The following is an 18,791-nucleotide window of genomic DNA, read 5'->3' as shown; positions in this document are numbered from 1 at the left end:
TGCACCCGGGCGCGGCGAAGGAAGAGGAAAGAAAGGGAGTCGCGGCGCGATCGGGTGGGCGTCAGCGACAGAGGATGTCGGCCACGCTGTGCGCGGTCACACCAAGCAGCGCCAGCTCAATGGCGGCGCTCGCGGCGGTGGTGTGGCGGTGCGACATGCGGAGAACGATTACCGATCATCGGACAAGTTATCAACGCGATATCTCGCCATTCACCACCCCTTCCCGTCAACTCCCGGGGAACACCCAGGGGTTGGGCTTGCACTGGATCCCGCCGATGTCGAGGGACTTCGTCTGCTGCTGCATGATCGGCGCGAGCGCGCCCGGGGTCTGACAGTTCACGTGCCCGTGCCCGAGCCGGTGGCCGACCTCGTGATTGATGAGCATCTGCCGGTAGGTGAACATCTGGTCCGCGCCGTACGTCGTCGAGCCCTGCGCCCAGCGGAACGCGTTGATCATGACCCGCTCGGTGGAGGCGGAGTCGCAGCTGACGTTGTCGACGGTGGTGTCCAGGTCGGACTTCGCGCACCACACGCCGGTGGTGCCGGGGCTGGCCAGCGTGATGACGAAGTCGGCCTCGCCGCCCGGCACCCGCTCGAAGGTCTTCGTCCCGCCGTGGCCCCAGCTGCGGTCGTCGTTGAGGGTGCGGTGAACGGCCTCGGCGAACAGCTGCGCGTCCAGGCCGATCCCCTGCTCGACGTCGACCCGGTAGCGGATCTTCTTGCCCTTGCCGGGCGCCGGCGCCACCCCGGGGACGGTGTCGAAGGTGCCGGGGCCCTTCAGCTTCTCGTCGATGGGGAACTGCTGGGCCATCTTCTGCTCGTACGACAGCTCCACCGCGGGCGCGGCCGGCGCGGCGGGAGGGGCGGGGGTCGCCCGGCCGTCGGAGCGGGAGGCGGCGGACTTGCCGGGCTCGGCACGCTTCTGGGTGTCGCCGGCGGAGCGTGCGGTGGGCGAGAAGCCGCCGTCGCCGTCGGTGGCCACCTGCACGGCGACGACGACGGCGAGCGCGGTGGTGACGGCCGCCGCGGCCATCCCGGTGTACGTACGGACCTTCCGTCCGCGCCCGGGGGCGGACGGCTCCTCGTCGGGAGCGGCGGGCGCGGCCGGCGCGAGCGGTTCGGCAGGCGGGGCGGGAGCGGCCGGGGCCGGCGCGGCCATCGGCGTACGCGGCCCCGGCACCAGGCGCTGCGGGCCGGTGGAGGTCGAGGGGTCGGCCGCGGGCTGCGGGAGGGTCACCTGCGGGAAGCCGACCGCGGGGGTGCCGAAGGCCGGGGTGTCGGTGTCCGGCACGGCGGCGGCCGAGGCGTTGTGCGCGGACTGCCGCGCCCGCGGTACGCCGCGCCAGTCCCCGTACACCGCGTCGGATGCCGCGCCCCAGGCGCCGCCGGGCTCGCGCTGTTCGGGGTGGCCGCCGCGCGGCTCCTCGTACGCGGGGTAGCCGCCGGAGGGCCACTGCTCCTCGTACGGCCGGTGCCCGTCGTCGTGCGCGCGCTGCTCCCCGTACGGGCGGCGCTCCTCGAAGACGGACCGCTCCGCGTACGGAGCCTGCTCCTCGTACTCCGCGTACGGCAGGTGCTCCTCGTACGTGCGGCGCTCCTCGTACGGGAACGCCGGCGCGGGCTCCGCCTCCGGTACCGGCTCCGGGCGGACAGGGGCGGGGGCCGGAGCGGGCCCCTTGCGACTATGTCGTCCCACGGTCCTCAGCCTCTGCCGTCTTCGGTGTCTCGGATGCCCGGCGTGTCGTGCGTGTCGTGCGTGTCCGGGTCGGTGTCGTGCAGCAGCTCCCGGAAGGCCTGCGCCACCGCGTCGGGGTACTCCATCATCGCCACGTGCCCGGCCTCGGGCAGGGTCAGCAGCCGCGAACCCCGGAAGGCCGCCGCCGCCTTCCGCGCCATACGGTACGAGACCAGCTGGTCCCGGCCACCGTAGACCAGCAGGGTCGGGGCGAGCACCCGCTGCGCCTGGCGCCACAGTCCGTGCTGGCCGCCGAGGGTGTACGCGTCGACGATGCCGCGCGAGGAGCGGGTCATCGCGTCCCAGAAGTACGGCAGGGCCATCCGCCGCTCCATCTCCGCGACGGCGTGCGCGAAGCCCTCCTGCGACACCCGGGAGGGGTCCCCGTAACAGAGGGCCGTCACCCCGCGGGTGCGCTCCTCGGCGCTCAGCCCGCGGGTGAGCCGGCCGACCAGCGAGGCCATCCCGGGTACGGCGAGCAGGGCGGTCGGCACGGCCGACTTCTGCACGCGCAGCTCGGGCAGCGCGGGCGAGATCAGCGTGAGCGTGCGCACCAGGTCGGGGCGGACGGCCGCGACGCGGGTGGAGACGGCGCCGCCGAGGGAGTTCCCGAAGAGGTGGACGGGGCCGCGGCCGGCGGCGTCCAGGTGCCGGATGACGGCGCGGGCCAGCGCCGTGACCGAGTAGTCCCGGTCGGCGGGCGGCGGGGACCAGCCGAAGCCGGGCAGGTCGAGGGCCTCGCCGTCGACGCTGTCCTCCAGCTGTGCCATGAGGGCCGTCCAGTTCGTCGACGAACCGCCGAGTCCGTGCACGAACAGCGCGGGCGGCAGCCCCGTGCGCACCGGGGGCCGGGACCGGACGGCGAGCTCCAGTCCGGGCAGCACCGCGGTGCGCAGCTGCTCCCCCTCGGCGACGTGGACGGCTCCCACCTGGGGGGACGCTTCGGATGCGGATCGCACACCCGGCGGCTCGGTCGAAGACATGCGGCCAATGTTACGAGACGATCACGTCCGGACTCCTGTGTTCGGCATCACAGATGCTTGGGGATCCGCGTAGCGGGGTATCCGCGATCCTCCTACGCTCATAGATGAGGCAGCCACCGACGAGGCGTGCCCACGAGGGGCGAGGGAAGAAGGGGAGCCACATGACCGTCGACCCCGCAGAGCCGGAAACCTTCCAGGAGCGCTTCCCGGAGACCCTCGACGCCGAGGCGCCCGAGGCCGATGCGGCGGAACAGCTGGCCGAGTTGCAGCCGGACGACGACGACCGGGTCACCGGGGTGGACCGCGACGAGGCCGCGGACGGGGACGCCGCCGAGCAGGCGCGGGTGGTGACCCTGGACGAGGACGACTACCGCTGACCAGCGTCTCCGGCCGGTCCGTCAAGCGAGAAAACTCGGCTTGGACCCTACAGATTCGGTTACCGAAAAGTACGATGGCCGCGCGGCGCATGGCGCACTGTGTTCTTAGAGAAAGTGGGAGGCGGCGTGACAGCCATCGAGCAGACGGAGGCAGCGCGTCCCCGGGGCACGCGACTGCCGCGCCGAGCCCGACGCAATCAGCTCTTGGGCGCGGCCCAGGAGGTCTTCGTCGCGCAGGGTTACCACGCGGCCGCGATGGACGACATCGCGGAGCGGGCCGGTGTCAGCAAGCCCGTGCTGTACCAGCACTTCCCGGGCAAGCTCGACCTCTACCTGGCGCTGCTGGACCAGCACTGCGAGGCCCTGCTGCTCGCCGTGCGCACTGCGCTCGCGTCGACGACGGACAACAAGCTGCGCGTGGCCGCGACCATGGACGCGTACTTCGCGTACGTGGAGGACGAGGGCGGCGCGTTCCGGCTTGTCTTCGAGTCCGACCTGACGAACGAGCCGGCGGTGCGTGAGCGCGTCGACCGCGTCTCCCTCCAGTGCGCCGAGGCCATCTCGGACGTCATCGCCGAGGACACCGGCCTGTCCAAGGACGAGTCGATGCTGCTGGCCGTGGGCCTGGGCGGGGTCTCGCAGGTCGTGGCCCGGTACTGGCTCTCCAGCGAGAGCCCGGTCGCCCGGGACACCGCGGTGGGCCTGCTGACCTCGCTGGCCTGGCGCGGCATCGCCGGCTTCCCGCTGCACGGTACGGAGGGCGGCCAGGCGCCGCAGGCCTGACCGAGCAGCGTGGGCCTGACCTCGGTACGGCCCGAGGGGCCCTGACCCGCCGGTGTTCGCTGCGAGCGTGTCCGGAGCGCCGCATCCGGGTCCCCTCTCCGGGCTAATGTGGTCCGGGTACGGCGCGGCTGATCGCGCACAACCGACCATCGGAGGGACAAAGCCGTGGAGGTCAAGATCGGCGTGCAGCACGCACCCCGGGAGATCGTGCTGGAGAGCGACTTGAGCGCCGAGGAGCTGGAGCGCATCGTCACCGCCGCGCTGACCGGTTCGGAGCCGCTGCTGAGCCTCACCGACAACAAGGGCCGCAAGGTCCTGGTGCCGGCCGACCGCCTGTCGTACGTCGACCTGGGCGAGCCGAGCGTGCGCAAGGTCGGTTTCGGCGCGCTCTGACGCATCGCGACCGGCATTCGGAAGAACTGGGTGAAACGGCCCGGTGGTTGATTCCACCGGGCCGTTTCCCTTTCCTCCGCTTCGGGTAGGACCGCAGTGAACCGGTTTGCCCCTGACCTGCGGGAGACCCCCATGCTGCTGTTGGAAGCGCTCGGCTCCGCCCTCCTGGGCCTCGCCCTTGCCGGAGTGGCCCTGCGAGTGCTGGCCCGGCGGCTGCCGTCACCGAGGATGGTGCTGGTCAGCGGGGTTCTGGGCGCCCTCTTCGGGGCGTACCTGACACAGTTCGCGCTCGGCCCCGGGCACAACACGCTCTTCGCGACCCTGGTCGGCTCGGTGCTGGTGTCCGCGGTGGTGCTGTCGCTGCTGCTGCGCCCCGGCGCGGGACCCCGGCGCTCATCCCGCCGGGCTCCGTTTTCGCTCCCCTCGCAGGGCTGACCGGCCCTCCGGCCGGGCCCGTGCGCCCGACTGAAGCCGTCACCCCGACCGAACCCGTACCACGTCACCTCGTACGTCGGCCCCGGCGCGGGATTCCGCGCCGGGGCCGACGTTCGAGCGGGTCAGGACAGGCAGGTGGAACGATCAGGCGGCGAGGCCCAGTGCGGCCATGCGCTTGGTGTGCGCCTTGGTGATCCGGGTGAACATCTCGCCGACGGCCGCCAGGTCGAAGCCGACCGCCATCCCGTCCACACCGCCCACCAGCATCGTGGAGAGCGCGTCGCGCTCGGCGACCACGCGCTGCGCCTGCGAGAGCGCCTCGCCCATCAGCCGGCGGGCCCACAGCGCGAGCCGGCCACCGCAGCGCGGGTCGGCCTCGATGGCGGCGCGCACCTTCTCGACGGCGAAGCCGCCGTGGCCGGTGTCGTCGAGCACGCTCACGACGAGGGCGCGGGTGTCGGTGTCCAGGTGGCTGGCGACCTCGCGGTAGAAGTCGCTGGCGATGGAGTCGCCGACGTAGGCCTTGACCAGGCCCTCCAGCCAGTCCGAGGGCGCGGTCTGGCGGTGGAAGTCGTCGACGCCCTTGGCGAAGGGCTCCATGGCGGCGGTGGGCTCGACGTCGATCGCCGCGAGGCGGTCGCGCAGCCGCTCGAAGTGGTGGAACTCCGCGGAGGCCATCTTCGCGAGCTCGGCCTTGTCGTCGAGGGTGGGCGCGAGCTTCGCGTCCTCCGCCAGGCGCTCGAAGGCCGCGAGCTCTCCGTACGCGAGCGCTCCCAGCAGGTCCACGACGGCTGCCCGGTACTGCGGCGAGGCGGAGGCGGTCGCCCAGTCCTGGGCGGCGATCCCGGTCGCCTCGGCGCCGGCGCTGTCGTCGGAGGGCGATGCGTTTTCAACGGTCGACATGCTCCGCACAATAGCCCGCCGGAACCCCGCTCAAGGCACCGCATCAGGTCACTACCGGCCCGCCTAAACGGGACTACCAGGTGAATTCACCCGACACACCTGCGCGATTCCGGGGTACAGTGGTAATGCGCCTGCCGGATACTCGGCGGGCCATCCGAATGAGGATGCCCGGTCGGTGGCCCGATCGGCTCCACCCGACCGCCCTCGGCGTGATGCGTACGTACATGCGTACGACCTCTCCACGAGGGGCCCCCTCAGCGGCACAAGCGCTTGAGCGAAGGCCAGTGGTCCCGCGCAGCTTCGTAATCGCTCTCCCGATTTCTGGGAGGGCGCAGTACTGCAAGCCAGGCACGGTACGACCCCCCTCGCCGCCTCGCGCCGCGTCTCACAGAAGAGGCAGCACCCTGACTACGTTCCGAGACCTCGGGATCTTTCCCGAGACGGCCGAAGCCCTTGAGGCCGTCGGCATTGTGTCCCCCTTCCCGATCCAGGAGATGACCCTCCCCGTCGCCCTTTCCGGCACGGACGTCATCGGCCAGGCGAAGACCGGAACCGGCAAGACGCTCGGTTTCGGCCTTCCGCTGCTGGAGCGGGTCGTCGTCCCCGCGGACGTCGAGGCCGGCCGGGCAACGCCCGATCAGCTGACCGACGCCCCGCAGGCCCTCGTCGTCGTCCCGACGCGCGAGCTGTGCACCCAGGTCACCAACGACCTGCTGACCGCGGGCAAGGTCCGCAACGTCCGCGTCCTCGCCATATACGGCGGCCGCGCGTACGAGCCCCAGGTCGAGGCGCTCAAGAAGGGCGTCGACGTGATCGTCGGCACCCCGGGCCGCCTGCTCGACCTGGCCGGCCAGCGGAAGCTCGACCTGTCGCACGTCAAGGCCCTCGTCCTGGACGAGGCCGACGAGATGCTCGACCTGGGCTTCCTGCCCGACGTCGAGAAGATCATCAACTACCTGCCGGCCAAGCGCCAGACGATGCTGTTCTCGGCGACCATGCCGGGCGCGGTCATCGGCCTGGCCCGCCGCTACATGACGCAGCCGACGCACATCCGCGCCACCTCGCCCGAGGGCGAGGGCGTGACCGTCGCCAACATCAAGCAGCACGTCTTCCGTGCGCACAACATGGACAAGCCGGAGCTCGTCTCCCGCATCCTGCAGGCCGAGGGCCGCGGGCTGGCCATGATCTTCTGCCGTACCAAGCGCACGGCGGCCGACATCGCCGAGCAGCTGGAGAAGCGCGGCTTCGCGTCCGGCGCCGTCCACGGCGACCTGGGCCAGGGCGCGCGCGAGCAGGCGCTGCGCGCGTTCCGCAACGGCAAGGTCGACGTGCTGGTGTGCACCGACGTCGCCGCGCGCGGCATCGATGTCGAGGGTGTCACCCACGTCATCAACTACCAGACGCCGGAAGACGAGAAGACCTTCCTGCACCGCGTGGGCCGTACCGGCCGCGCGGGCAACAAGGGCATCGCCGTCACCCTGGTCGACTGGGACGACATCCCGCGCTGGCAGCTGATCAACAAGGCGCTGGAGCTGGACTTCCACGACCCGGTCGAGACGTACTCCACGTCTCCGCACCTGTTCGAGGAGATGAACATCCCGGCCGGCACCAAGGGCATCCTGCCGCGCGCCGAGCGCACGCGAGAGGGCCTGAAGGCGGAGCAGCTGGAGGACCTGGGCGAGACCGGCGGCCGCGGTGGCCGTGGCGGTCGCGGTGAGCGCGGTGACCGCGGTCCGGCCGCCGCCGCTCCGGTCGAGGAGCGCGAGGCCCGTACGCGCACCCCGCGCCAGCGCCGCCGGACGCGGGGCGGTAGCGAGCTCGGCGCCGAGGCCGCTGCCGTGACGCCGGTGGCCGAGGCCCCGGAGGCCACCGAGGTTCCGGCCGGTGACGAGGCGCGCAAGCCGCGCCGCCGCCGGACGCGTTCGGTGACCACGGCCGCTGCGGCTGCCGCCGCCGTGGCCGAGGCGGCCCCGGTCGCTGCGGTCATCGAGGCCGCCCCCGTCGCCGCGGTCGCGGTCGCCGAGGCTCCGGCCGAGGAGGCCCCGGTCAAGGCCCGCCGTACCCGCACCCGCAAGGTCGCGGAGGCTCCGGTCTTCGCGGAGCCGGAGTTCCAGCAGGCCGCGCCGGCCGAGCCGGTCAAGGCCGAGCCGGTCCGGGCCCGCCGGGTCCCGACCCAGAAGCCCGTCCTCGCCCAGGTGACCCCGATCGCCGAGGCTCCGGCCGCGGAGACCGTGGTCAAGGCCCGCAGGACCCGGACCCGCAGGGTCGTCGACGCGGCCCCGGAGCCCGACTTCCAGGTGGCCCCGCCCGTGGAGCCCCCGGTCAAGGCCCGCCGTACGGCTCCCACCACCCGGACCCGCAAGGTCGCGGAGGCCGCTCCGGCCGCCGAGGCCGCCGCGGTGACCGAGGAGGCCGCGGCCAAGCCGAAGCGCACCCGGACCCGCAAGGCCGCCGCTGCCGTCGTCGAGGCTCCGGCCGCGCCGGTGGCCGAGGAGGCCCCCGCGAAGCCGAAGCGCACCCGGACCCGCAAGGCCGTCGCTCCCGTCGCGGAGACCACGGAAGCCTGATCCCCGATCCACCGCCCGGTGGCCCGGTCCCCTTCCGAGGGGGCCGGGCCACCGGCGTATCCGGGCCGTACACACTGCCCCTACGCGCCGGTAACCTCGGGCCGGTAGCCTCTGGCCCATGAGCAAGCCGCCCCGCCTCACACTGCCCTCCGGTGCCCGCGCGTACCTCCTGTCCACCGCCCGCGGCGATTTCGCCGTGCACGAGGCCGGCGAGCCGGTCCGCGGCACCGCCCTGCTGGTCCCCGGGTTCACGGGCAGCAAGGAGGACTTCATCGGTCTCCTGGAGCCGCTGGCCACCGCCGGGTACCGGGTGGTCGCGGTCGACGGGCGGGGGCAGCACGAGAGCCCCGGCCCGCGCGAGGAGTCGGCGTACGCGCTGGCGGAGCTCGCGCAGGACGTGCTGGCCCAGGCCGCCGCCGTGGACGGGGGTCCGGTCCACCTGGTCGGCCACTCGCTGGGCGGGCTGATCGCGCGGGCCGCCGTACTGCGCGACGCGGCGCCCTTCGCCTCCCTCACGCTGATGAGCAGCGGGCCGGCCGCGATCGCCGAGGACCAGCGGGAGCGTACGAAGCTGCTGGTCGCCGCGTTGGAGGCGATGCGCGACGACATGCCAGGCGTCTGGACGGCGATGCGGTCCTTCGACCCCGAGGACGCGGTGCCCGACTCCCCCGAGCTCGCGGAGTTCCTGCGCGAGCGGTGGCTGGCCACGGTGCCCGAGCAGCTGATCGGCACGGGCCGGATCCTGGTCTCCGAGCCGGACCGGGTGGACGGGCTGAGCTCCGTGGAGCTGCCGAAGCTGGTGCTGTCCGGCGAGGTCGACTACGCGTGGCCGGTGCCGCTGATGGACGAGATGACACGGCGACTGGGTGCGGCCCGGGTGGTCGTGGCGGGTGCCGAGCACTCCCCCAATGCGGAGAATCCGCAGGTCACAGCGGGTGCGCTGGCCTCGTTCTGGGACGCCCACCCGCAGGGTTAGTTAGCGAGTGAAAAAATTTCTTTAGCGTAGGGAATGTTTGCCTCTTACACTTCGTTGGAACAGTGCAAGGAGAACACTGACGAAGGGAGAAGCCCCGTGCGCTTCGAGATTCTGCGCCTGGACGATGTCGACGGATCCGCCGTGGACAGCACCGTCGTGGACGCGGCCTCCGTCAACCGGATCGTGCAGCAGGCGGCCGCCGTAGGCCAGCGCATTCTGATCCGACCGGCCGAGAGTGCGTCCTCCTGACGCTTCCGCACCATCCGTACGAAGACGTCGACGCCCCCGCACCGATCCGGTGCGGGGGCGTTCGCATACGCGGGAGCGGGCCGGAGACCGGACGGCTGTCAGGCCGTGTGGATGACCTGAAGCACGCCGTTGATGATCTGCTGGACGGCGATCGCGGAGAGCATCATGCCGGCGAGGCGCGTCACGAGGACGACGCCGCCGTCCTTGATGACCCTGATGATCACCAGCGAGTAGCGCATCGTGATCCACAGAACGACGTGCATGGCGATGATCGCCAGCCAGACCGAGACCTGTGCGGAGACCCCGTCCGCCTTCTGCACGGCGAGGATGACGGAGACGATCGCACCGGGGCCGGCGAGCAGCGGCATGCCGAGCGGCACGAGGGCGACGTTCACGTCCTTGGTCTGCTTGGGCTCGTCGTTCTTGCCGGTGAGCAGGTCGAGCGCGATGAGCAGGAGCAGCAGACCACCCGCGATCATCAGCGCCGGGACGGAGACGTGCAGGTAGTCCAGGATCTGCTGGCCGCAGACGCCGAAGACGGCGATGACGCCGAAGGCCACGCAGACGGCCTGCCAGGCCATGCGGCGCTGCACCTTGGCGGGTCGGCCCGAGGTCAGGGCGAGGAAGATCGGCGTGATCCCCGGGGGGTCCATAATCACAAAAAGCGTGAGAAATAGGGATCCGAAGACGGCGAAGTCGAACACAGTGATGCCTTGCAGGAGAGAGGGGTGTTTCGAAAAGAGGAAAAAGGGGCGCAGAGGCGCGCTCGCGCGCCGGTCGGCGCGTTACGCGCCGGTCGCTCCGCCGGCGCCCGGAACGGGGAAGGCCCCCGTCGCGCGGCGCGTGATCTCGCCGTAGATCTCGGGGTCGGTCGTGTACTCCCCTAGGCGGCACGTCTTGCGGCTGCCGTGGTAGTCGCTGGACCCGGTCGTGAGGATTCCGAGGTCACCGGCCAGGGCGCGCAGCCGCGCGCGCGTGTCGGTGTCGTGGTCCATGTGGTCCACCTCGATGCCGTCCAGGCCTGCGGACGCGAGCTCGGCTATCGCGGACTCGGGGACGCACCGGCCGCGCTTGACGGCGGCCGGGTGGGCGAAGACGGTGACCCCGCCGGCCGCCTTGACCAGGCGGATGGCGTCGAAGGGGTCGAGCTCGTGCTTCTCGGCGTGCGCGCGGCCGCCGTCGGCGATCCAGTCCGTCGTGAACGCGTCGGACACGGTGGGGACGACGCCGAGCTCGACGAGCGCGGTGGCGATGTGCGGCCGCCCGACGGAGCCTTCGCCGGCGATCCGGGCCACCTGCTCCCAGGTGATGTCGACGCCGAGCTCCTGGAGCTTGCCGATCATGGCGTGGGCGCGCGGGGTGCGGTCGTCGCGGACGAGCTCCCGCTCGCGGGCGAGCTCGGGCTCCTCGGGGTCGAAGAGGTACGCGAGCAGGTGCATCCCGATGCCGTCGAGCCGGCAGGAGAGCTCCATGCCGGTGACGAGGGTGAGCCCATGCGGCAGTGCGGCGAGGGCTTCGGCGTATCCCCCGACGGTGTCGTGATCGGTCAGCGCGACCACGTCGAGCCCGGCGGCGGCCGCGTTACGGACCAGCTCCGCGGGGGTGTCGGTCCCGTCGGAGGCCGTGGAGTGGGCGTGCAGATCGATGCGCACGGCCGGTGCTCCAGGGGTCTCGCGGGTACGGGGGGACACCCCAGGATAACGCCCGCCCGCCGTCCGGGCGCCACGCCACCCGCCGCCCGGCCCCGGTGCGGGCCCGGGAGGGACGAGGGGGCAGGGGCGGCTACGGACCGAGGACGCGCGGGCTCAGCGCGCCGCACGGCAGGAGTTCGACCTCGGCGCCCGCGTCCCGCAGGTCCGTCAGCACCAGTTCGTCGTACATCAGCAGGCCCGACTGCTCCGGCCAGACGACGGCCCACAGCCACAGCCCGCGCGCCTCGCCGGCGAACACGGCCCGGTCGTCCGGGGCTCCCTTCACGTGCCACAGCGGTGTCGGGCGGCCCGCCGCGACGACCTTGACGTGCGGCGGCGCCGAAACGTCGATGTACGTGCCGGGGTCGGGTCCGTCGATCCCCGCGTACCGCGCGCCGAGGCCGACTCCCAACTCCTCCGCGACCAGCAGCAGCTCGCCGATTCCGCCGAGCGGACCGGGGCCCGAGCAGGCCACCGCCGTCGCCCGGCCCCCGCTGCGGTCGTCACCGGCCGCCGCCACTCCGGTGAACAGCCACCCCACCGGCAGCGGCCACGGCATCCACACCGGCACGTTCGCCCGGTTCACCACCACGCCCAGGCCTTCGACGCTGGGCGGGATGACGGGCTGCAGGGGGTGCACCGTGCCGTGCACCGCACACTGCCACGAGTCGGAGAAGAGCCCGGGCGCCCTGACCCGGCCTCCGCACTTCGGGCACGTTGGTTCACCCCTCATAGGAAGCCACGCTCCTCCCCGCCCGGCGCCCCGTCAAGACACGATCACCCGTCCGGATGCCCCGGTGCGGATGTCTCAGTCCAGCGGCACAGCGGTACGAAGAGGATCCCGCAGATCCGTGCCGTGCGACAGCCAGCGTTCCTGGAGGGCCGCCGCGCCGTGCACCCGCTTCCAGGCGGCCTCGTTCGCCGTCATCGGCAGGAGCGGGAGGAAGTGCACCGGGTCCATGGGCTGGTCGAGTTCGAGGTCCTCGACCAGCCCGCCGGGCTCCGCGACGAGTACGGAGGTGAACGGCGCCCCGTCCCACAGCGGCTCGCCCACGTCGAGTGAGGCGCCGGGGGTCACGACCAGTCCCTCCACCTGCGGCGCGGCCCCCAGCACCGCGAGCGGCCGCAGCAGCTTGTCGGTGGGCGCGAGCCCCGCCCGTACGGTCAGCACGAGCTCGGCGCGCGGCCCGCGCAGCGGGTCGGCGACGACGACGGTCGGGTCGGCCATGGGATGTGCGGACATGCCGAGGGTCGCGTACCGCACGAGGTCGCCGTCGGTGAAGCGCAGCACTTCGATGCGGTCGGTGCCGAGGAACGTGACGGCGGCGCGGGCGTCGGGTTCGCCGAGCGCGCTGCGCAGCCGGGCTTCGACGAGAGCCAGAATTTGTGCCATGAAGCGAGCATAGAACTCGTATGAGGCGGGTAAAGGGCGGGTCTTGACCATCCGTCGGCTGATAATGTTGACCGCTGGTCGGGGCCACACTCTTGAAGAGCTGTTTCGGGGCAGCCGACGACAGGACGTCCTCCACGGAGGACCGGCCGGAGGAGGTGGGGCTGCAATGGATCGAAGTCGATCGTGCAGTACCAAGCGCTCTTCCACTCCTTGTACGGGCACCACGGGCACGTTCCCGCCCGTTTGATCATCTGATCAGTAGAAGAGCGACGGCGGAACTTTGTCCTCCCGTCCTGTTCCTTCCGTCCGCCCCGGGCCTGCCCGCCTGCCGCGGCCGTGCCACTCGGAAGGGACCTCCCACCCGTACGGTCCGCAGCCGTGCGTGCGAAGGAGCCTGCCATGTCGATGCTGCCCTACCTGCGTGCCGCCGTACGTCCGGCCCTGCGCAGGTCCACCCCGTCCCAGCCCGGCTACGACACCACCCGCGATCCCTCCGCGAGCAGCGCGGTCGTCGACTGCGCCGTGTACCGCGACGGCCGACGCGCCCTGGGATCGGCCTGTCTGACCCCGCGTGAGGCGATGGCCCGCGTCCGCGAGAGCGGCGGGTTCGCCTGGATCGGCCTGCACGAGCCGACCGAGGCCGAGTTCGCGGGGATCGCGGCCACCTTCGGCCTGCACCCGCTCGCCGTGGAGGACGCGGTGCACGCGCACCAGCGGCCGAAGCTGGAGCGCTACGACGACACGCTCTTCACCGTCTTCAAGACGATCCACTACGTGGAGCACGCCGAACTGACCGCCACCAGCGAGGTGGTGGAGACCGGCGAGGTGATGTGCTTCACCGGCCCCGACTTCGTCATCACGGTCCGGCACGGCGGCCAGGGTTCCCTGCGGTCCCTGCGCCACCGCCTCCAGGACGACCCCGAGCTGCTCGCCAAGGGCCCCTCGGCCGTCCTGCACTCCATCGCCGACCACGTCGTCGACGGGTACATCGCGGTCGCGGCGGCCGTCCAGGACGACATCGACGAAGTGGAGAGCGCGGTGTTCGCCGCGCCCGCCAAGGGCGGTGCGCGCGGCGGCGACGCGGGCCGCATCTACCAGCTCAAGCGCGAGGTGCTGGAGTTCAAGCGGGCCGTCTCCCCGCTGCTGCGGCCGATGGAGCTGCTGAGCGAGCGTCCGATGCGGCTGGTGGACCCGGACATCCAGAAGTACTTCCGCGACGTCGCCGACCACCTGGCGCGCGTGCACGAGCAGGTCATCGGCTTCGACGAGCTCCTGAACTCGATCCTCCAGGCCAACCTCGCGCAGGCGACCGTCGCGCAGAACGAGGACATGCGCAAGATCACCTCGTGGGCGGCGATCATCGCCGTACCGACGATGATCTGCGGGGTCTACGGGATGAACTTCGAGCACATGCCCGAGCTCCAGTGGAAGTACGGCTACCCGATGGTGATGGCCACCATCGTCGGCATCTGCTTCACCATCCACCGCGCGCTGCGCCGCCACGGCTGGCTCTAGCGGCCCTTCAGCCACCCCCTACTCTGTTGCGCATGACTCTCAGCGCGCTCGACCTGGCCCTCGTCGAGGAGGCCACCAAGAAGTCCGGCCTGATCTGGGTCCGCGGCTCCGGGGCCGACCGGGCCCTGTGGCACGCCTGGGTCGACGGCGCGGCCCACGTACTGGGCGACGGGCCCGGGGAGCAGCCGTTCCCGGGGCTCGCGGACGGCGGGACCGCCGAGGTGACCGTGCGCAGCAAGGACAAGGGCGGCCGGTTGGTCGCCTGGACCGCGGCCGTACGGGAGCTCCCGCCCCGCAGCGAGGAGTGGCAGGCCGCCGTGGCCGAGCTGAAGGGGAAGCGGCTGAACGCGCCCGACTCGGAGCAGATGACCGAGCGGTGGGCGCGCGAGTGCCGGCTGCTGCGGCTGGAGCCGGTGGCGGTGATCACGGACCTGCCCGGCGGATCGCTGGCGGCCGCCCCGCTGGGCTCGCCGGCGGTCACCCGCCAGCCCGTTCCGGCCGGGCTGCCGAAGCTGCTGCTCAAGCGGAAGAAGGCGGCCCGCTGAGGGGAGTCCGCGCCCCCGCGCCCGCCGGTACCCCGTACCTCTACTTGGTCGGGTTCGAGCCCTGTCCGGCGCTCTTGCCCGGGCTCGGCGAGGGGCCGGAGCCCCCGCCCTGGTCCTTGGTCGTCGGCATCTGGGTGCCGTAGTCGACGGTCTGGTCCTGCGCCGGCGCCTCCAGCGGGAAGGTCTTGCCCCACTCCGCGAGGTCGACCTGCCCGGCCCCGCCGGCCCGCTCCAGGCGCAGCGGGTACGGGGTCCCCTCCAGGGAGACCGACAGCTTGCCGCCCTTGCCCTTGTCCGCCGTGACCAGGACCGCGCGGGTGTGCCCGACCTTGGTGTAGTCGTCCTCCTTGGCGAGCTTGCCGTCGAGTCCGAGCAGCCCGTCGAGCAGCACCCGCATGTCGGTGAACCCGCGGAACTGCTTGTACGTGGGGTCGCCCTGGGGCACCTTCACGTACTTGTCGCCGAGCTTGCCGGCCGAGTCGGACTTGCCCCAGAAGGCGGCGCTCGCCTTGAGGTAGAGCTGCTCGCCCACGCGCAGCACCTGGAAGGTGTCCTCCTGCGACTTCACCTCGCCGGAGCCGCCGTCCTTGCCCAGCCGCATGTCGAGCGTGAAGGACTTGCCGCCGCTGACGAGCGTGCCGGACAGGTGCACCGAGGCGGCGGCGCCGGCCGCGGCCTTCGCCTTGTCCTCGATCTGGTCGGCGGAGAGCTTGCCGACCCCGTTGGTGCCCTCGTCCGGGTCCGCGCCGCAGCCCGTGCCGGCGACGGCCAGGCCCGCGAACAGGACACCGACGAAGGCCGCCCGGCGCAGCCGAACGGCGGGGAGGTAGGCGGTCACGGGCAGGTGCCTCTCGTCGTGCGTCTTGGAGCAGCAGGCAGCGTACCCGCCCGTAGCCACCGCCCCGGGCGGGTGGTCGGCCGTACCCACGGGCGGACCGCCCCACCAGGACGCTCTCCCGGGGCACGGGCTAGCCTGAGGGGCGGCAGGACTGAGGATCGACGCTCTAGGAGGCGCTCGCATGGCTGGTGGCGCCCCGCGGATCTTCGTCTCGCATCTGTCGGGTGTGCCTGTGTTCGACCCCAACGGCGACCAGGTCGGCCGCGTCCGCGACCTCGTCGCGATGCTGCGCGTCGGCGGGCGTCCGCCGCGGCTGCTGGGCCTGGTGGTCGAGGTGGTCAGCCGGCGCCGGATCTTCCTCCCGATGACCCGGGTCACGGGCGTGGAGTCCGGACAGGTCATCACCACCGGTGTCGTCAACATGCGGCGCTTCGAGCAGCGGCCCACCGAGCGCCTGGTCCTCGGCGAACTCCTGGACCGCCGGGTGACGCTGGGGGCCACCGGCGAGGAGGTCACCGTCCTCGACGTGGCCATCCAGCAGCTGCCGGCCCGCCGCGACTGGGAGATCGACAAGATCTTCGTGCGCAAGGGCAAGGGCGGCGCGCTGCGCCGCCGCGGCGAGACCCTGACCGTGGAGTGGTCGGCGGTGACCGGCTTCTCGCTGGAGGAGGACGGCCAGGGCGCCGAGAACCTGGTGGCCACCTTCGAGCAGATGCGCCCGGCCGACGTGGCGAACGTCCTGCACCACCTGTCGCCGAAGCGCCGCGCCGAGGTGGCCAACGCGCTCGACGACGACCGGCTCGCGGACGTCATGGAGGAGCTGCCCGAGGACGAGCAGGTGGAGATCCTCGGCAAGCTGAAGGAGGAGCGCGCCGCCGACGTCCTGGAGGCGATGGACCCGGACGATGCGGCCGACCTGCTCTCGGAGCTCCCGGAGGACGACAAGGAACGGCTGCTGACGCTGATGCAGCCGGACGACGCGGCCGACGTGCGGCGCCTGCTGTCGTACGAGGAGAACACCGCGGGCGGTCTGATGACGACGGAGCCGATCGTGCTGCGGCCCGACGCGACGGTCGCGGACGCGCTGGCCCGCGTACGGCAGTCGGACCTGTCGCCGGCGCTGGCCGCGCAGGTGTACGTGTGCCGGCCGCCGGACGAGACGCCCACGGGCAAGTACCTGGGCATGGTGCACTTCCAGCGGCTGCTGCGGGACCCCCCGTTCACGCTGGTGAGCTCGATCGTGGACACGGGCCTGCCGCCGCTGCGTCCGGACGCCTCGCTGCCCCAGGTGACGAGCTACCTCGCCGCCTACAACATGGTCGCGGTGCCGGTGGTCGACGAGAGCGGCTCTCTGCTGGGCGCGGTGACCGTGGACGACGTACTGGACCACCTGCTGCCGGACGACTGGCGGGAGACGGACTTCCACGCCGAGGAGGTCTCCGGTGGGCAGTGAGCGACGGGGCGAGCCGGCGCGCGAACGGCGCCGCGAGCAGATCCGCGTGCGGCGCGAGCTGGCGCGCGAGCACGCCCGTGAGTACGCGCGCGAGCAGGGGCTCACGGGCCGGGAGGAGGAGTCCGCCGAGCGGCTGCGGTCCAAGGCGGCCGCTTCCTCGACCGGGTCGACCGCGCTGACCCGCTCGACGCGGGCCCGCCTGGACCAGCCCCGGCCGGACCGGCGGCGGCTGCTTCCGGTGTACGACCCGGAGGCGTTCGGGCGGCTGTCGGAGCGGGTGGCGCGGTTCCTCGGCACGGGCCGGTTCATCGTCTACATGACGCTGGTCATCATCGTCTGGGTGCTGTGGAACATCTTCGCGCCGCAGCACCTGCGGTTCGACGAGTACCCGTTCATCTTCCTGACGCTGATGCTGTCGCTGCAGGCCTCGTACGCGGCTCCGCTGATCCTGCTCGCGCAGAACCGGCAGGACGACCGCGACCGGGTCAACCTGGAGCAGGACCGCAAGCAGAACGAACGCTCCATCGCCGACACCGAGTACCTGACCCGGGAGATCGCGGCGCTGCGGATGGGCCTGGGCGAGGTCGCGACCCGCGACTGGATCCGGTCGGAGTTCCAGGACCTGATCAAGGAGATGGACGAGCGGCGGCTATTCCCGGCGGAGAGTGACGAAGGCGACCGCTAGCGGCCTTTCCTGAGGCAGGCTACCGAGCCGTACCATCGGGGCATGGCTACCGACACAAGCTCCGCCGCCGTGCCTGAGCAGGACGCGATCCTCGACGCGCTGGCGACGGTGAACGACCCCGAGATCCACCGGCCGATCACCGAGCTCGGCATGGTCAAATCGGTGGAGATCGGCGACGGCGGCGAGGTCGCGGTCACCGTCTACCTGACGGTGTCGGGCTGCCCCATGCGCGAGACGATCACCAAGAACGTCACCGAGGCCGTCGAGCGGGTCGCGGGCGTCACCTCGGTCGCGGTCACGCTGGACGTGATGAGCGACGAGCAGCGCAAGGAGCTGGCGGCGACGCTGCGCGGCGGCACCGCCGAGCGCGAGGTCCCGTTCGCCAAGCCGGGCTCGCTGACCCGCGTCTACGCGGTGGCCTCCGGCAAGGGCGGCGTCGGCAAGTCCTCGGTGACGGTGAACCTGGCCGCGGCGATGGCCGCGGACGGCCTGAAGGTCGGCGTCGTCGACGCGGACATCTACGGCCACAGCGTGCCGCGCATGCTGGGCGTGGAGGGCCGCCCGACCCAGGTCGAGAACATGATCATGCCGCCCTCGGCGAACGGCGTGAAGGTCATCTCCATCGGCATGTTCACGCCGGGCAACGCGCCGGTGGTGTGGCGCGGCCCGATGCTCCACCGGGCGCTGCAGCAGTTCCTGGCCGACGTGTTCTGGGGCGACCTGGACGTGCTGCTGCTGGACCTGCCGCCGGGTACGGGCGATATCGCGATCTCGGTCGCGCAGCTGGTGCCGAACGCGGAGATCCTGGTCGTGACCACCCCGCAGCAGGCGGCGGCCGAGGTCGCGGAGCGGGCCGGCTCGATCGCGGTGCAGACGCACCAGAAGATCGTCGGCGTCGTCGAGAACATGTCCGGGCTGCCCTGCCCGCACTGCGACGAGATGGTCGACGTGTTCGGCTCGGGCGGTGGCCAGAAGGTCGCCGACGGCCTGACGAAGACGGTCGGCGCGACGGTGCCGGTGCTCGGCTCGATCCCGATCGACGTACGGCTGCGCGAGGGCGGCGACGAGGGCAAGCCGGTCGTCCTGTCGGACCCGGACTCCCCGGCCGGTGCGGCGCTGCGCTCCATCGCGGGCAAGCTCGGCGGCCGCGCCCGCGGCCTGGCCGGCATGTCCCTGGGCATCACCCCGCGCAACAAGTTCTGAGCGCGTCCTGAGCACGTCCTGAGCGAGGAGGGCACCGCCGGCCGGCGGTGCCCTTTCCCGTACCCGG

At 72.1% G+C, this 18,791-nt stretch carries 21 protein-coding genes; 12 read left to right on the top strand and 9 right to left on the bottom strand.

Annotated features, from left to right (window positions below):
- Window positions 1-61: 61 nt before the first annotated feature.
- From OG509_RS24740 to OG509_RS24730, 3 genes are all read right to left on the bottom strand, one after another.
- Window positions 62-157, bottom strand: coding sequence for an Ms4533A family Cys-rich leader peptide (locus OG509_RS24740; RefSeq protein WP_311318607.1), 96 nt, complete (start codon window positions 155-157; stop codon window positions 62-64).
- 69 nt (window positions 158-226) lie between these two features.
- Complete coding sequence (locus OG509_RS24735) at window positions 227-1,696, bottom strand: DUF3152 domain-containing protein (RefSeq protein WP_406184691.1); 1,470 nt, start codon at window positions 1,694-1,696, stop codon at window positions 227-229.
- Window positions 1,697-1,701: 5 nt separating this feature from the next.
- A complete protein-coding gene (locus tag OG509_RS24730) occupies window positions 1,702-2,718 on the bottom strand; it encodes an alpha/beta fold hydrolase (protein WP_406184689.1) in 1,017 nt (338 codons plus the stop codon).
- Window positions 2,719-2,879: 161 nt separating this feature from the next.
- On the opposite strand from OG509_RS24730, the gene OG509_RS24725 reads away from it, so the two are divergent.
- From OG509_RS24725 to OG509_RS24710, 4 genes are all read left to right on the top strand, one after another.
- Window positions 2,880-3,095, top strand: a complete 216-nt coding sequence (locus OG509_RS24725) for a hypothetical protein (protein ID WP_030153470.1) — start codon at window positions 2,880-2,882, stop codon at window positions 3,093-3,095.
- Window positions 3,096-3,221: 126 nt separating this feature from the next.
- Window positions 3,222-3,878, top strand: a complete 657-nt coding sequence (locus OG509_RS24720) for a TetR/AcrR family transcriptional regulator (RefSeq protein ID WP_030153469.1) — start codon at window positions 3,222-3,224, stop codon at window positions 3,876-3,878.
- A 165-nt stretch (window positions 3,879-4,043) separates the two neighbouring features.
- Window positions 4,044-4,271 carry a DUF3107 domain-containing protein gene (locus OG509_RS24715; protein ID WP_030153467.1) on the top strand — a complete coding sequence of 76 codons (228 nt, stop codon included), beginning with the start codon at window positions 4,044-4,046 and terminating at the stop codon, window positions 4,269-4,271.
- 132 nt (window positions 4,272-4,403) lie between these two features.
- On the top strand, window positions 4,404-4,706 hold the full coding sequence (locus OG509_RS24710; protein WP_385583992.1) for a hypothetical protein: 303 nt from the start codon (window positions 4,404-4,406) through the stop codon (window positions 4,704-4,706).
- 144 nt (window positions 4,707-4,850) lie between these two features.
- Here the strand turns inward: OG509_RS24710 and OG509_RS24705 are convergent, their stop codons facing one another.
- The gene (locus OG509_RS24705) at window positions 4,851-5,609 is read right to left on the bottom strand and encodes a ferritin-like fold-containing protein (protein ID WP_406184687.1); all 759 of its coding nucleotides are present in this window, start codon (window positions 5,607-5,609) and stop codon (window positions 4,851-4,853) included.
- A 494-nt stretch (window positions 5,610-6,103) separates the two neighbouring features.
- Between OG509_RS24705 and OG509_RS24700 the strand changes: the two genes are divergently transcribed.
- The 3 genes from OG509_RS24700 to OG509_RS24690 all read left to right on the top strand — a co-directional run bounded on the left by OG509_RS24700 (window position 6,104) and on the right by OG509_RS24690 (window position 9,401).
- Entirely contained in the window at window positions 6,104-8,176 is a 2,073-nt protein-coding gene (locus OG509_RS24700; RefSeq protein ID WP_406184686.1) for a DEAD/DEAH box helicase, read from the top strand.
- Window positions 8,177-8,294: 118 nt separating this feature from the next.
- Window positions 8,295-9,152: an alpha/beta fold hydrolase gene (locus tag OG509_RS24695; RefSeq protein ID WP_406184684.1), complete on the top strand. Its 858-nt coding sequence runs from the start codon at window positions 8,295-8,297 to the stop codon at window positions 9,150-9,152.
- A gap of 96 nt (window positions 9,153-9,248) precedes the next feature.
- Window positions 9,249-9,401: a hypothetical protein gene (locus tag OG509_RS24690; RefSeq protein ID WP_166663124.1), complete on the top strand. Its 153-nt coding sequence runs from the start codon at window positions 9,249-9,251 to the stop codon at window positions 9,399-9,401.
- 98 nt (window positions 9,402-9,499) lie between these two features.
- Here OG509_RS24690 and OG509_RS24685 read toward each other — a convergent pair whose 3' ends face one another.
- The 4 genes from OG509_RS24685 to OG509_RS24670 form a co-directional block, all read right to left on the bottom strand.
- The gene (locus OG509_RS24685; protein ID WP_406184683.1) at window positions 9,500-10,105 is read right to left on the bottom strand and encodes a MarC family protein; all 606 of its coding nucleotides are present in this window, start codon (window positions 10,103-10,105) and stop codon (window positions 9,500-9,502) included.
- 81 nt (window positions 10,106-10,186) lie between these two features.
- Window positions 10,187-11,053 (bottom strand): PHP domain-containing protein, encoded by an 867-nt coding sequence (locus tag OG509_RS24680; RefSeq protein ID WP_406184681.1) that lies wholly within the window; start codon window positions 11,051-11,053, stop codon window positions 10,187-10,189.
- 130 nt (window positions 11,054-11,183) lie between these two features.
- Window positions 11,184-11,825, bottom strand: coding sequence for a DUF6758 family protein (locus OG509_RS24675; protein ID WP_406184679.1), 642 nt, complete (start codon window positions 11,823-11,825; stop codon window positions 11,184-11,186).
- Window positions 11,826-11,900: 75 nt separating this feature from the next.
- The gene (locus tag OG509_RS24670; protein WP_406184678.1) at window positions 11,901-12,485 is read right to left on the bottom strand and encodes a suppressor of fused domain protein; all 585 of its coding nucleotides are present in this window, start codon (window positions 12,483-12,485) and stop codon (window positions 11,901-11,903) included.
- A gap of 399 nt (window positions 12,486-12,884) precedes the next feature.
- Between OG509_RS24670 and OG509_RS24665 the strand changes: the two genes are divergently transcribed.
- A complete protein-coding gene (locus OG509_RS24665) occupies window positions 12,885-14,000 on the top strand; it encodes a magnesium and cobalt transport protein CorA (RefSeq protein ID WP_406184677.1) in 1,116 nt (371 codons plus the stop codon).
- Window positions 14,001-14,032: 32 nt separating this feature from the next.
- Window positions 14,033-14,545 carry a hypothetical protein gene (locus tag OG509_RS24660; RefSeq protein ID WP_406184676.1) on the top strand — a complete coding sequence of 171 codons (513 nt, stop codon included), beginning with the start codon at window positions 14,033-14,035 and terminating at the stop codon, window positions 14,543-14,545.
- Window positions 14,546-14,585: 40 nt separating this feature from the next.
- Here OG509_RS24660 and OG509_RS24655 read toward each other — a convergent pair whose 3' ends face one another.
- The gene (locus OG509_RS24655; protein WP_406187671.1) at window positions 14,586-15,383 is read right to left on the bottom strand and encodes a hypothetical protein; all 798 of its coding nucleotides are present in this window, start codon (window positions 15,381-15,383) and stop codon (window positions 14,586-14,588) included.
- A 181-nt stretch (window positions 15,384-15,564) separates the two neighbouring features.
- On the opposite strand from OG509_RS24655, the gene OG509_RS24650 reads away from it, so the two are divergent.
- The 3 genes from OG509_RS24650 (at window position 15,565) to OG509_RS24640 (ending at window position 18,724) form a co-directional block, all read left to right on the top strand.
- On the top strand, window positions 15,565-16,836 hold the full coding sequence (locus tag OG509_RS24650) for a magnesium transporter MgtE N-terminal domain-containing protein (RefSeq protein WP_406184674.1): 1,272 nt from the start codon (window positions 15,565-15,567) through the stop codon (window positions 16,834-16,836).
- Window positions 16,837-16,969: 133 nt separating this feature from the next.
- On the top strand, window positions 16,970-17,521 hold the full coding sequence (locus OG509_RS24645) for a DUF1003 domain-containing protein (protein ID WP_406187670.1): 552 nt from the start codon (window positions 16,970-16,972) through the stop codon (window positions 17,519-17,521).
- A gap of 87 nt (window positions 17,522-17,608) precedes the next feature.
- On the top strand, window positions 17,609-18,724 hold the full coding sequence (locus OG509_RS24640; RefSeq protein ID WP_030153441.1) for an Mrp/NBP35 family ATP-binding protein: 1,116 nt from the start codon (window positions 17,609-17,611) through the stop codon (window positions 18,722-18,724).
- The last annotated feature ends 67 nt before the right edge of the window (window positions 18,725-18,791 follow it).

It is taken from the genome of Streptomyces sp. NBC_01006 (assembly GCF_045162725.1).
GTDB lineage: Bacteria > Actinomycetota > Actinomycetes > Streptomycetales > Streptomycetaceae > Streptomyces.
This window is presented reverse-complemented; position numbering and strand designations above follow the sequence as displayed.